9 protein-coding genes are annotated in these 13,769 nt (G+C 38.2%); 8 read left to right on the top strand and 1 reads right to left on the bottom strand.

Annotation, left to right across the window (positions count from 1 at the left end):
- The first annotated feature begins 69 nt into the window (after positions 1-69).
- The 4 genes from B5D30_RS07525 to B5D30_RS07510 all read left to right on the top strand — a co-directional run bounded on the left by B5D30_RS07525 (position 70) and on the right by B5D30_RS07510 (position 6,382).
- A complete protein-coding gene (locus tag B5D30_RS07525; RefSeq protein ID WP_078807452.1) occupies positions 70-1,212 on the top strand; it encodes a glucose-1-phosphate adenylyltransferase in 1,143 nt (380 codons plus the stop codon).
- Positions 1,202-2,359, top strand: a complete 1,158-nt coding sequence (gene glgD / locus B5D30_RS07520) for a glucose-1-phosphate adenylyltransferase subunit GlgD (protein WP_078807451.1) — start codon at positions 1,202-1,204, stop codon at positions 2,357-2,359. The genes B5D30_RS07525 and glgD overlap by 11 nt, the downstream gene beginning before the upstream one ends.
- Before the next feature lie 129 nt (positions 2,360-2,488).
- Positions 2,489-3,922, top strand: coding sequence for a glycogen synthase GlgA (gene glgA / locus B5D30_RS07515; protein WP_078807450.1), 1,434 nt, complete (start codon positions 2,489-2,491; stop codon positions 3,920-3,922).
- A 60-nt stretch (positions 3,923-3,982) separates the two neighbouring features.
- Positions 3,983-6,382 (top strand): glycogen/starch/alpha-glucan phosphorylase, encoded by a 2,400-nt coding sequence (locus B5D30_RS07510; RefSeq protein ID WP_078807449.1) that lies wholly within the window; start codon positions 3,983-3,985, stop codon positions 6,380-6,382.
- A gap of 69 nt (positions 6,383-6,451) precedes the next feature.
- Here the strand turns inward: B5D30_RS07510 and B5D30_RS07505 are convergent, their stop codons facing one another.
- A complete protein-coding gene (locus tag B5D30_RS07505; RefSeq protein ID WP_159443257.1) occupies positions 6,452-6,997 on the bottom strand; it encodes a biotin transporter BioY in 546 nt (181 codons plus the stop codon).
- A gap of 218 nt (positions 6,998-7,215) precedes the next feature.
- On the opposite strand from B5D30_RS07505, the gene B5D30_RS07500 reads away from it, so the two are divergent.
- From B5D30_RS07500 to B5D30_RS07485, 4 genes are all read left to right on the top strand, one after another.
- Positions 7,216-9,129 (top strand): M13-type metalloendopeptidase, encoded by a 1,914-nt coding sequence (locus B5D30_RS07500; RefSeq protein ID WP_078807447.1) that lies wholly within the window; start codon positions 7,216-7,218, stop codon positions 9,127-9,129.
- Between the two features lie 391 nt (positions 9,130-9,520).
- On the top strand, positions 9,521-9,730 hold the full coding sequence (locus tag B5D30_RS07495) for a YneF family protein (RefSeq protein ID WP_078807446.1): 210 nt from the start codon (positions 9,521-9,523) through the stop codon (positions 9,728-9,730).
- 358 nt (positions 9,731-10,088) lie between these two features.
- Positions 10,089-11,846: an ABC transporter ATP-binding protein gene (locus B5D30_RS07490; protein WP_078807445.1), complete on the top strand. Its 1,758-nt coding sequence runs from the start codon at positions 10,089-10,091 to the stop codon at positions 11,844-11,846.
- Positions 11,836-13,668, top strand: a complete 1,833-nt coding sequence (locus B5D30_RS07485; RefSeq protein ID WP_078807444.1) for an ABC transporter ATP-binding protein — start codon at positions 11,836-11,838, stop codon at positions 13,666-13,668. Before B5D30_RS07490 ends, B5D30_RS07485 begins: the two co-directional genes overlap by 11 nt.
- Positions 13,669-13,769: the final 101 nt, after the last annotated feature.

Here is a 13,769-nt window from a genome sequence, read left to right as displayed (position 1 = left end):
TCGATTGGAAAAACTTCATTCAATCGAGGTCTTATATAGAAGGGAGGGTTGGCGTTTTTCGCCAATCAGATGAAAACAGATATGTTAGCAATGATTTTAGCAGGTGGGCAAGGAACGAGGCTAGGAAAGCTGACGAAATCCATTGCAAAACCTGCGGTACAATTCGGCGGACGCTACCGCATTATTGATTTTGCACTTTCAAATTGTGCAAACTCAGGAATCCGAAACGTTGGAGTCGTTACACAATACGAGCCACTCGCACTTAATGCACATATTGGAAATGGCTCAAGCTGGGGTCTTGACGGTATAGACACAGGCGTTACGATTCTTCAGCCGTATTCGGCAAAAGAAGGAAACAAATGGTTTGAAGGAACAGCACACGCAATTTACCAAAATATTGATTACATTGACAGCATTAACCCAGAACACGTGTTAATCCTTTCAGGAGATCACATTTATCAAATGGATTATGATGAAATGCTCCAAAATCACATTGAAAATCACGCTTCGCTTTCAGTGGCGGTTATTCCTGTACCAATGGAGGAGGCAAGTCGCTTTGGTATCATGAATACAGACGAAAATGGTCGCATTATTGAGTTTGAAGAAAAACCAAAAATGCCGAAATCCAACAATGCTTCAATGGGAATTTATATTTTCAACTGGAAAAGATTACGTGAATTGCTCGTGAATGCAGACTCAAAAGATGTTGATATGAGCGACTTTGGAAACAATGTCATTCCAGCCTATCTTGAGGCGGGTGAAAATGTTTATTCTTATCGCTTTAATGGTTATTGGAAAGACGTTGGAACGATTGACTCTCTCTGGGAGGCAAATATGGAATTTATCAACCTTGACAACGAGCTAGAAATTCGTGATAGAAATTGGCGAACATTTTCTCGTAATTTAATATCACCACCCAACTTTATTACAGAAGAAGCCAGTGTGTGCGATTCTCTTGTGGTGGACGGCTGTTTCGTTGCAGGTGAGGTTAACCATTCGATTCTTTCGACCAACGTGCAAGTCAAAGAAGGAAGTGTTGTAGAAGATTCATTTGTTATGACAGGTGCAAAAATCGGAAAAAATGTCGTGATTAAACGTGCGATTATTGGAGAAGATGCGGTTATCGGTGACAACGCGGTAATTGACGGAACAGAAGAAATTCAAGTTGTCGGATATTCTGAAGTGATTGGAGAAGAACGTAATGAAGAGTAATAAAGTATGTGCAATCGTTGGGAATATTACAGATTATAAAAATGGTCTGGGCGGTCTCGTTGAAAATCGTCCGCTTGCGACTCTACCATTTGGTGGGAAATATCGCTTAATTGACTTTCAACTTTCTGCTGTTGCCAACGCAGGAATTAGAAGTGTTTATGCTGTATTCAAGCATAATGAAATGCGTTCTGTTTTCGACCATATCGGTAGCGGAAAAGAGTGGGGACTAGATACCCTTTTAAATCGTTATTTCTTAGGCTTTTATGAAGAACTAGAAGAAATGCAATGCAAAGGTGAAAACTACTATGCTGCAATGATTGACTATCTTGTCAAATCAAAATCAGACCAAACGGTTTTCATGTCAAGCAATATTTTGGCAAACGTAGACTTACGTCAAATTTTGCAAGTGCATAAAAATAACGGAAAAAATTTGACCGTAGCGTACAAAAAATTTGCCCCAGCGGATTTGAACGGAAGTAATATCGTCTTAGAACTTGATGAAAGTAACCATGTCAAAAATGCTCACAATTTTAAGCGTGATATAGATACCTCTGAGCGTGTGAACTTGAACATGGGAATTTATATCATTGATACACAATGGTTAATTTCTTCACTTCGTGAGGCTTACAAAACCAATTTGCCACCGACTTTGCAAAGTTGGCTGGCGGAAAAATTGCAAACGGAAGAAACACTTGCCTATGAATATACAGGCTATGTCTCCAATATTTTTGATGTTTCTTCTTATTACAATGCCAACATGGATTTATTGGACCCTGCAACATTTAACGCTTTATTCTTCTCAAGCAATAAAGTCTATACAAAAGTGAAAAATGAAGCACCAACGTATTACGCAAGTAGCTCGAACGTGAAAAATTCACAATCTGGATCTGGTTCAATCATTGAAGGTGACGTGGAAAATTCTGTTTTATCACGGAATATCCGAGTGAAAAAAGGAGCGAAAGTTTCCAACAGTATCTTGATGCCAAGCGTGAAAATTGAAGAAAATGCAATAGTGGAAAATGCGATTATTGACAAAAATGTCATCATCGAATCAGGTGCCGTTGTTAGAGGAACAAATGAAAAACCAGTCGTGATCACAAAAGGTACAGTGGTTTCTGCTCTTGTAGATTCACTGATTGTAGAATAAAATCAGGTGAAAATTCCGAACAAATCGAAGAATTTAGGGTGGTGCTTACCACCCTTTATTTGAGATAGTATAAGGTAAAATGGTAAAATAAGCATATGAATATGAGGAAATAAAGGAGGAAAACCAGAGATGAGAATTTTATTTGCTGCAAGTGAGGCTGCACCATTTTTCAAGACGGGAGGTCTTGGTGATGTTGCAGGTGCTTTACCAAAAGAGTTGGTGCGAAAAGGCGAAGACGTGCGTGTCGTATTGCCACTTTGGTCAAAAATGAAAGAAGAATACAAAAATCAGCTCGTTGATTTGTTTCACTTTGATGTTTATGTTGGCTATCGCAGACAATATTGCGGTGTCAAAGAGTTAAAACTTAACGGTGTGCATTATTATTTTATTGACAATATGTATTATTTTGATCGTGACGGATTATACGGCTATTATGATGACGGCGAACGCTTTGCATTTTTCCAAATGGCAATCATTGAAATGATGGAAAAAGTGCATTTTATTCCAGATTTAATCCATGTGAACGATTATCATACTGCCTTTATCCCTTTTCTCCTAAAGGAAAAATATCGTTGGATTCAAGCGTTTAACAACATTCGCACCGTTCTTACCATTCACAATATAGAGTTTCAAGGAATGTATAACAAATCAATTCTCTGGGAACTTTATGGTATGGGGGCTGAACGTTATGATGATGGAACGGTTGTTTGGGACAATAACCTCAATATGCTAAAGGCGGGCATTCTCTATGCTGATAGAGTTAATACAGTATCGCCAAGCTATGCGAATGAAATTCAAACGGCAGAATTTGGTAGTGGATTAGATCAAGTGTTACGCATGGAAAATGGAAAACTAAGCGGTATTTTAAATGGAATTGATTATGATTCTAACAATCCAGAAGCTGATCCGATGATTGAACATCATTTTTCAGCGAATGATTTGAGTGGAAAAGCAAAAAATAAAGCAGAAGTTCAAAAAATGATGGGCTTGCCAGTCAAAAAAAATGTTCCACTTATCGCCATGGTTTCACGTTTGACTTATCAAAAAGGGTTTCATTTAGTTTTACAAGAGTTGCACTCACTCTTACAGCAAGACGTTCAATTAGTGCTCTTAGGAACAGGGGATACGAAATTTGAAGAAGGTTTCCGTTACTTTGCCCAACGGTATCCAGAAAAAATTTCGGTCAGCATTTCATTCAATGTTAAAATGGCTCAAATGTTTTATGCAGGAGCTGATCTTTTCCTTATGCCAAGTGCATTTGAACCATGCGGGCTTTCGCAAATGATGGCAATGCGTTACGGTACACTCCCTATTGTTCATGAAATTGGTGGTTTAAAAGATAGCGTGATACCATTCAACAAAATGACGAATGAAGGCACGGGTTTTGGTTTCCAAGAATTTCAAGGTTTCGTCTTACGTGAGACAATTGAGCAAGCGATTGAAGTATTTGCTAAGCAGAAAACCGCTTGGGCAAAATTGCAGAAAAATGCCATGACCAGTGACTTTTCATGGGATACTCAAAGCGAACAATACCTTGAGTTGTATAGAGGACTTTTGGGCTAAAAACGCATTACTCATAGTGGTTGTGTGAATAAAAGAATAACGAGAACTTAGGAGAAACCAATGAAACTAACAAAAGAACAATTTCAGAAAGATTTTAAAGACCGTTTGCACCATAAATTTTCGATTGAAACGTGCGATGCAAACAGTGTAGAGCTTTTCCAATCACTCGGCTCTCTTATTAAAACGTATATTTCGGGTGATTGGCGAGAGGATAGACTGGAACAACAGAGAAATCAGCAAAAAATTGCTTTTTACTTCTCTATTGAATTTTTGCCGGGGAAAATGTTAAAAAGTAATTTGCTAAATCTTGGTATTTTAGACCTTGTACGTGACGGTTTAGAAGAATTGGGGCTTGATTTTGAGCAGATTGCTGAGGCAGAAAAGGATATGGCACTTGGAAATGGAGGACTTGGACGTTTGGCAAGTTGTTTCATGGACTCGCTGGCTTCCACAGGACTTCCCGGGTTTGGCAACGGGATTCGCTATAAATATGGTTTGTTCAAACAAGAATTTATTGACGGCTATCAAGTAGAATTGCCGGATGCGTGGCTTACGACAGGAAACATTTGGGAAGTACGCAAAGACCATGAGAAAGTAGATGTTTGTTTTGAAGGTCATGTTTGGTTGAAAGAGGACAAGCAGACAGGTAGACTTATTCCTGTTTATGAAAATCCACGGATTCTTCGTGCGGTGCCGTATGATACAGCAATGGTTGGTTTCCGTAACGAACAAGTAAACAATCTTCGTTTGTGGGATATTGAAATTCCAGAAAGTGAAGAACGCAAATATTATTCAATCAATGAACGTCGTCAAATCCAAGATATTACAGGTGTTCTCTACCCAGATGATTCTACCTACGAAGGACGAAGATTACGTTTAATTCAAGAGTATTTCTTCACCTCAGCAGGACTTCAGACGATTGTTAAACGATTTAAGAAATTGAATTTGCCGATTGAAACAATTCATGAAAAAATTGCCGTGCATATCAATGACACACATCCTTCCCTTGCGGTTGCAGAGTTTATGCGTATTTTGGTCGACGAAGAAGGAATGGAATGGTCTCAAGCATGGCTTGCGACAGTTCGCACAATGAGCTACACCAACCACACGATTATGAGCGAGGCACTCGAAAAATGGCCAGTAGACATGGTAAAACAACTCATTCCACGTGTTTACCAGATTATTGAGGAAATTGACCACCGTTTTGTAACGGAAATGTCAACGAAATTTGACGGTGATTTGGTTGAGCGAACACGCATCCTTCGTGACGGTCAAGTCCACATGGCACACCTTGCGATTATTGGTTCACATTCAACGAATGGTGTGGCAAAAATTCATTCAGATTTGCTTAAAGACGTGGTTTTGCATGATTTCTACGTGCTTTATCCAGAAAGATTTAATAACAAAACAAACGGAATCGCTCTACGTCGTTGGTCGCAAATTTCCAATGAACCATTAAGTCAAGTGCTAGACGAAACGATTGGTGAATCTTGGCGAAGTGATGCAGAAAAAATAGAGTTATTAATGGCGTATAAGGACGATAAAAACGTGCAGGAAAAACTTGCACAGGCGAAAAAACTTAATAAACAACGTCTTGCAGATTACATTTTCAAGACGACAGGTGTAAAAGTTTCAACGAATGCTATTTTTGATGTGCAAGTCAAACGACTTCACGCCTACAAACGTCAACAGTTGAAATTGCTTCACATCATGAAACTCTATCTTGATTTGAAACAAAATCCAGAGTTGGAAATCCCCCCTCGCGTGTTTATCTTTGGTGCCAAGGCTGCTCCAAGTTATTACTATGCAAAAGCAGTAATCAAAGTAATCAACGAGGTCGCAAACCTCATCAACAACGATAAAAAAATCCAAGACAAGCTAAAAGTTGTCTTTTTACCAAACTATAATGTTTCTCTTGCAGAAATAATCGTACCAGCAGCAGATGTTTCTGAGCAAATTTCGCTTGCATCGAAAGAGGCAAGTGGTACAAGCAACATGAAACTCATGTTGAATGGAGCTATTACTGTTGCTACACTTGACGGAGCAAATATTGAAATTAAAGATGCCGTAGGTGAGGAAAATATAGTGATTTTCGGAATGGATAAGGACAGAGTTTATCAATATTATCGTGAACAAAATTATAATGCCTATGAAGTCTACAATTCTGACCTAACGCTCAAGCGTGTGTTGAATACATTTGTAGACGGCACCATTCCAAATATTGTACGCGAAGGGCAAGAATTATTTGATGCATTAATTAAGTACAATGACGAATATTTCACTCTAGCTGACTTCCATAGTTATATCGAGGCACAAGAAAAAATTGATCTTCTCTACCAAGATAAAGCAAAATGGAATAAAATGAGCTTAATCAACACAGCCAACGGCGGACGATTTTCAAGTGATCATACGGTGAAACGGTATGCTGAAGACATTTGGGGAATTGTGGCGATGAAGTAAGAAGAGGAGAACAAAAATACAAGTCAAGGTCTTTTGGGAAATGACAAAGCCTTGACTTGTATTTTTTAGTTATTTATTCTGCAAGAGGAATCTAGCAGGTAATGCTTTTTTGACTGAAATAGCGACAAAAGAAGAAAGAATTGCTTTGCCTATTTCGATTGGAATGAAAACACCTGCACCTGCCCAAAATGCAACAGTCCAGCTCATTCCTGTAAAAAGTTTCAACCAAATGGTTCCGATTGTAAGTAAGATGAGAGAGCCAAGAATGTTGCTCAAAACAAAACGGATAATCGAATGGTGATGTTTTTCTGTAAGAAATCCTACGATAAATGCCATGAGGATAAATGAGAAAAGAAATCCTCCTGTTGCTCCGAATAGCGAGCTTACACCGACTCCTCCATTTGCATAGACAGGAAGGAAAAGCCCGAGGAGAAGGTAAATAGTTGCGGAAATCGTTCCCCATTTTTTCCCTAAAAGGCTTGCGGTAAGACCGACACCAAGTGTTTGAAGTGTAACGGGAACGGGTCCAATTGGTACAGAAATTTGTGCCAACACTGAAATTACACTTGCAAAAATTGCTGCTAAAAGTAAACCATGAATATTTTTGTTTCGCATATTACTTCCTCTTTTCTCTATTTTTTTTGTGAAACTATAATACACCAACAAGTATAGCTTTTTTGAAAGAGGAAGTAAAGAATTTTCTGTTAACATTTTGTTTTACACTTGTTTAAAAAAGCCTTTTTCGATACAATAAAATAAAGAAAATGAGATGTTTTTCAACAAATAGTTGAACTTGCAAAGTGAGTTCGTAGAAAGATGAGGAAATAATATATATGGAAGCAAAAAAAGTGCGTATTCAAGATGATTTGTATGAGGCAGTGAATGGTGAGGTGATTGCCAAACTTGAGATTCCTGCTGATAAAGTAGCAACAGGTGGTTTTCAACAGCTAGTGGACGACAATGAAAAATTATTAATGGAAGAATTTGCTCCAATGCTTGATGGCAGTGTTGAAATTCCAGCGGAGTTGAGTGAGTTTATCAAATTTTACAAGAAAGCTGGGGATTTTGCTACACGTGATGCCTTAGGTTTCGAACCAGTGAAAGAGAATTTGGAGAGAATTGAGCAAGCGACAGATTTTGATAAATGGAAAAAGAATCTTGCGGAGTGGATTTTAAAAGGTTTTGCAACTCCATTTGCCATTGATGTGGATCCTGATTTTAAAAATACAGATAAAAATTGTCTTTGGCTTTCTTCACCACATTTAATTTTGCCAGATAATAGTTATTACTTGGAAGAGAAAAAAGAAGAGCGTGAGCGTTTGTTAGATTCATTTCGTGCAATGATGAGCAAACTTCTTGTAATGTACGGAAAATCTGAAGAAGAAGCGGAAAAAATGATTGCTTTAGCCTTGAAGTTTGACGCAAAAATCGCTCCGTTAGCCAATACGTCAGAGGAAAGTCATCAAGTCGAAAAACTATACAATCCAATTTCTCTAAAGGAAATCGGTGAAAAATGGTCTACGATTCCATTAAAAGAAATGTTGAGCAATCTTGTAGGTGAAGAAATCAAAGATGAGGAAATTGTGATTGATTATACTCTGCGTTTTACAGAAAAATTTACGGAAATCGTCAACGCCGAACATTTTGAAGAAATTTCTGCGTGGATGTTTGTGGAAGAATTGCGGAGCAGCACAAATTATTTGTCAGAAGAAATTCGTCAAATAGGCGGGGAATACTCTCGTGCGTTGAGCGGGATAGCAGAGGCACGCAGTCAAGAGAAACACGCATTTGACCTTGCAACGAATACATTTAGTCAGGTGGTTGGTCTGTATTACGGACATAAGTATTTTGGTGAAGATGCCAAAGCTGACGTGAAACGTATGGTTGAAAAGATGATTGATGTTTACAAATCTCGTTTGCAACAAAATAATTGGTTAACGAAAGAAACAATTGAAAAAGCGATTGTGAAATTGAATAATCTCGGAGTATTTGTCGGTTTTCCAGACAAATTAGAGGAAATTTTTACGAAATTTATCGTGGACGAAGAAAAGAATTTGGTTGAAAATACTTTGTATTTCTCCTCTCTTCTTCGTGCGAAAAAATGGACAGATTATACGCAACCTGTTGACCGAGAAAAATGGCATATGCCAGCACATCAAGTCAATGCGTATTTCAATCCGACAGCAAATCATATCGTGTTCCCAGCTGCGATTTTGCAAGCACCATTTTATTCTACAAAACAAACAAGTTCTCAAAACTACGGTGGAATTGGTGCGGTTATTGCTCATGAAATTTCGCACGCATTTGACAATAATGGTGCTCAATTTGACGAACGTGGGAACATGAACAATTGGTGGAGAGAAGAAGATTTTTCAGCTTTTAAGGAAAAGCAAAAACTGATGATTGCAGAGTTTGACGGTGCAAAAGTTCCAGCTGGAGTAGCAAATGGTGAGTTGACCGTTTCAGAAAATATTGCAGACCTTGGTGGACTTCGTGCGGCTCTTACAGCAGCACTTTCCGAAGAAGACGCTAGTTTAGAAGAATTTTGGAAAAACTGGGCAACTATTTGGTGCAGAAAAGCACGTTTGGAATATGAAACAATGCTCCTAAGCATTGACCCGCACGCCCCTGCTAGATTGCGAGTGAATCTACAAGCACAAAACTTCGCAGAATTTCACGATACTTTCGGCGTGAAATCAGGAGACGGCATGTGGAGAGAAGAAGAGGAACGAGTGAGTATTTGGTAAAATAGGGGAGTTTCTAAAAGTTCTTTGAAAGTTTTTTGTATGAAAAATAAAAATAACACTTCCCTTTTTGACCGTTTTCAGATAAAATGGTTCTTGGTTGTCTGTTAAAAATGGCAACAGCTCTCTAATGCGTAAAATTTTACGCTATAATCAAATTTAATAAAGTAATTTGTAAAAAGAAAAGTTGCGAGGGGTGTTCAGGAGTTGGGGGACAGCGAATCACGTCGTTTATTTACTTGAAACGTAAGTTTCAAGCGACGTTGTGAGCAGTCGCCCAACACCTGCCCCTCACAGCTAGACAAAGAAAAGCTGCGAGGGGTATTCAGATGTTGAGAACAAGTCATCAAATTCTTATCCCTCATAACTAGCCAAAAGAAAGGAGGAAAATAAAATGTTATATGTATTAGTATTTTTAGGTGGAGCTTTAGCGGGTGTTGCAGGAGGGTTCTTCTTAGCTCGTCAACAAATGAAAGATTACTTCAAGAAAAATCCTCCGATTAACGAGGAAATGCTTAGAACAATGATGGCACAAATGGGACAAAAACCAAATGAGGCAAAAATTCGTCAAATGATGCGTTCTATGCAAAAGGCACAAAAATAATTTTGTCTCTCAAAACATCAGTTTATTCTTGAAGAAAAGTAAATCCTTTTAAAAAGAAAAGCTCGACATATTTTTAACAAGTTATTCTAGCTATTAAAAATGTCTATGCTTTAAAAGGATTGCTCTCTTACAAGAATAAACTGATGTTTTTTGGTTTAAAGGCACCTCTAAAAACTCGCACTTATCTTAAATTGCTAGTTTTAAGCGAAGTTTTTAGAGGTGTCCTTAACAAAGAAAAGCTATGAGGGGTGTTTAGGAATTTGTCGCAGTGAGTCATGTTGAAGCAAATCTTCAGGTGTCATTGCGATCAACGACTCATCATCTGCTCTTCACAGCTAAATAAAGAAAGGTAGGAGTTATGCAGATTTTTAAAAAATTATCATGGTTTTTCAAGGAAGAGAAGAAAACTTATTTTTACGGGATAGTAGCACTTTTTATTGTATCCATTCTTCACATTATTCCTCCACGCTTAATTGGTATGGTGATTGATGAAATTGCTAAGAAACAATTGACGGCTCAGATGTTGTTTATTTCTCTTGTGGCGATGTTGATTGTGGCGATATTGGAATATTTATTTCGGATTGTTTGGCGAGTATATATTTTCGGTGGTTCGGTCATGCTTGAGAAGAAAATGCGTAGTAAATTGTTCGATCATTTTCTGAAAATGGATACCTTTTTCTATCAAAAACATCGTACAGGCGACTTGATGGCTCATGCGACAAATGATTTGCAGTCGGTGCAAAATGTGGCAGGAATGGGCGTTTTAACGCTTGCAGATTCGATTATGACGGGGGGAGCGACAATTCTTGCAATGGTGTTATTTGTCGATTGGCGACTAACGATTTTAGCTGTATTGCCATTGCCACTTTTGTCACTTTTTTCAAAAATATTAGGAGAAAGAATCCATAATGCATTCAAATATTCACAAGAAACATTCAGTCATTTGAATGATAAAGTGCAAGAGAGCATTACAGGAATGAAAGCAATTAAGACATTCGGGCAAGAAAAAGAAGATATTGAGGATTTTCAGACGAAAACAAAAGAGATTGAACAAGCATTTGTCAAAGTCAATTTTTACGACTCTCTCTTTGACCCTGCGATTGCGATTATTGTTGGGATAAGTTATTCTCTTGCGATTTTACTTGGTGGGTATTTGGTTGTGCAAAAATCTATTTCTATCGGGCAATTAGTGAGTTTTATGACCTATATTGGTATTTTGGTGTGGCCGATGTTTGCGGTGGGGATGTTATTTAACATTTTCCAGCGTGGTGGAGCAAGTTTGGCACGTATTGAGGAGCTTTTAAGTCACACTTCTCATATTGAGGAAAATGAATTTGCGAAAGTTGCCAAAAAACAAGGAGCTTTTGATTTTCAAATCGAAGAATTTTCGTACGAGCAAGAGCGTGGCGTGCAAGGAAGTCTTAAAAACATTGCCATTCATTTGCCAAAAGGGAAAATGCTCGGTATCGTTGGGAAAACGGGTTCTGGTAAGTCAACGCTGATTCGCTTGCTTTTACGTGAATTTGACACATACAAAGGAACCATTTCTTTTGCAGATGATGATATTCGTTTATTGAAAAAGGATAGTCTTTTAAGTAAAATTGCCTATGTTCCACAAGATCATTTTCTTTTTTCAATGAGTGTTGCTGACAATATTCGTTTTGCCAAACCGTCTGCAACAGAAGAAGAAATTACACTTGCGGCGAAAATGGCGGCGGTTGATAACGATATTCAACAGCTTACAAATGGCTATGACACAATGGTGGGTGAGCGTGGCGTTTCCCTTTCTGGTGGGCAAAAACAACGTCTTTCGATTGCTCGAGCGTTGATTTTAGAAAGCGAGCTTTTGATTTTAGATGATGCACTTTCAGCTGTTGATGCCAAAACGGAAGAAGCGATTTTGACCAATCTTAAACATGAACGAAGTGAACAAACAACAATGATTACTGCTCACAGGCTTTCTAGCGTTATGTTTGCAGATGAGATTATCGTGCTGGATAAAGGTGAAATCATTGAACGAGGGCGACACGAGGAGTTACTGGAGAAAAAAGGGTGGTACGCAGAAATGTGGGAATTACAAAAAATCTCACAAGAGGAGGAACGTCATGGAGCATAAGGATGAAAGCAGGACACTTACTTTCCGTGAGCAATGGAGTGCTTTGCGATTTATTTTTCAATTTACGAAACGACAACGTAGTCTCTTTTTACTAGCACTATTGAGTGGATTCTTTTTGGCGGTTGTAAATGTGGCACAACCCTTTATTTTAAAGCAATTTTTAGACGTTCATTTGGCAAAAGAAGATACGACAATGAAAGTTATTTTCTTTTTTGCAGGTCTGTACTTGATTTCTAGTTTTTTCAAAGCAATCTTTTGGTTTGGGCAATGGTTTTTATTTGAAATGGGAATCGTTCGCACGCAAGTGGATACGAGAAATGCCGTTTATAAAAAAATTCACACGTTAGGTATGCGTTATTTTGACCAGAAATCAACAGGCTGGCTGATTACACGCATTACAAATGACACCAATTTATTTGAGTTTTGGTTTGTGTTTTTAATGTTGGCAACAGGGATTTTCTCCGTGTTTTCAGCATTTGTCGGTTTGTTTGCATTAGACAAACAAATTGCTGCGGTGATGCTGTTATTCTTGCCCGTTTTACTATTGGCAATTTATTTATACCAACATTTTTCTTCTAGTGCTTATCAACAGATGCGTGGAAAATTGAGTGATTTGAATACAAAATTGAATGAATACATTTCAGGTATGAAAATCATTCAGCAGTTCAATCAAGAGGAACGGTTGCAAAAAAGTTTCGAGGAGACGAATGAAGAATATTTAGCAATGAGGAGAAAAGTGATTAAAATCAATTCACTTTTGCTCAATTCTTTTGTCGGTTTGTTGAATAATTTCGGTGTAATTATTGTTTTGGCACTCTTTTCTATTCGCTCGTTTGAACATCTCGTGGTGGCAGGTGTGGTTTATGCTTTTGTTACCAACGTTCAGCAACTTTTTCAACCGATTAGCAATTTAATGGAATTTCTAGCGACTTTTTCAGACGGCTTGGTTGCAAGTCACAGAATCCGCCAAATCATGAATGAAACGGAACTTGCTCCACAGCAAAACGAAAATGCGAGCGAAGAAATAGAATTTGGGAAAATTGAATTTCAAAATGTAAGTTTCAGCTATGACGGGGAGAACAAGATTTTGAAAAATATCTCATTTACCATTCAACCTGGAGAAACGTTTGCATTTGTGGGGCATACAGGAAGCGGAAAATCCTCAATCATCAACGTATTCATGCGTTTCTATGAGTTTTACGAAGGGAAAATTCTCATTGATGACAAGGACATTCGTGATTTCCCAATAGAAGACTTACGAAAGAAAATTGGACTTGTTTTGCAAGATGCTTTCTTGTTTGTAGGGGATATAAAAAGTAATATTCGTTTGATGAATGAAACAATTTCGGATGCAGAAATTATCCGTGCCGCTCAATTTACTCAAGCACATCATTTTATTGAAGGGTTAGAGGAAGGATATAATGCTGAAGTCATTGAGCGAGGTGATAGTTTTTCATCAGGACAAAGGCAATTGCTCAATTTTGCTCGCACGATTGTTACCAATCCGAAAATTTTGGTGCTAGATGAGGCGACAGCTAATATTGACACTGAAACAGAAAGTATGATTCAAAAAGGTTTAGAAAACATGAGAAAAAACCGTACAACGATTGCGATTGCTCATAGACTTTCCACTATTCAAGATGCCAATCAAATTTTGGTAATGGATAAAGGAGAAATCAAAGAACGTGGCACACACGAGGAATTGTTGGCAGTAGGCGGATTGTACGCACAAATGTATCAATTGCAGGTGGAAAAGAAAAGCGAGCGGGGCGTTCTGAAGTCTGCAACAGCGAACACTGTCGTTCATTTACTAGAAACGTAAGTTTCTAGCGACATTGAGAGCAGTTGCCAGACTTCAGCCCCTCGTAGCTAGACAAGAAGAAAAGCAAAGAGGGGCGTTCAGGAGTTTGTCGTAGTGAGCCA

Source organism: Pilibacter termitis (genome assembly GCF_900167335.1).
Lineage (GTDB): Bacteria > Bacillota > Bacilli > Lactobacillales > Streptococcaceae > Pilibacter > Pilibacter termitis.
The sequence above is the reverse complement of the archived record's forward strand: the minus strand, read 5'-3'. Positions and strand labels throughout refer to the sequence as shown.

Bases quoted from the DNA above. Each gene is read 5' to 3' on its own strand.
- B5D30_RS07525 (WP_078807452.1), top strand. From the start codon at position 70: ATGAAAACAGATATGTTAGCAATGATTTTAGCAGGTGGGCAAGGAACG.
- glgD (WP_078807451.1), top strand. From the start codon at position 1,202: ATGAAGAGTAATAAAGTATGTGCAATCGTTGGGAATATTACAGATTAT.
- glgA (WP_078807450.1), top strand. From the start codon at position 2,489: ATGAGAATTTTATTTGCTGCAAGTGAGGCTGCACCATTTTTCAAGACG.
- B5D30_RS07510 (WP_078807449.1), top strand. From the start codon at position 3,983: ATGAAACTAACAAAAGAACAATTTCAGAAAGATTTTAAAGACCGTTTG.
- B5D30_RS07505 (WP_159443257.1), bottom strand. From the start codon at position 6,997: ATGCGAAACAAAAATATTCATGGTTTACTTTTAGCAGCAATTTTTGCA.
- B5D30_RS07500 (WP_078807447.1), top strand. From the start codon at position 7,216: ATGGAAGCAAAAAAAGTGCGTATTCAAGATGATTTGTATGAGGCAGTG.
- B5D30_RS07495 (WP_078807446.1), top strand. From the start codon at position 9,521: ATGTTATATGTATTAGTATTTTTAGGTGGAGCTTTAGCGGGTGTTGCA.
- B5D30_RS07490 (WP_078807445.1), top strand. From the start codon at position 10,089: ATGCAGATTTTTAAAAAATTATCATGGTTTTTCAAGGAAGAGAAGAAA.
- B5D30_RS07485 (WP_078807444.1), top strand. From the start codon at position 11,836: ATGGAGCATAAGGATGAAAGCAGGACACTTACTTTCCGTGAGCAATGG.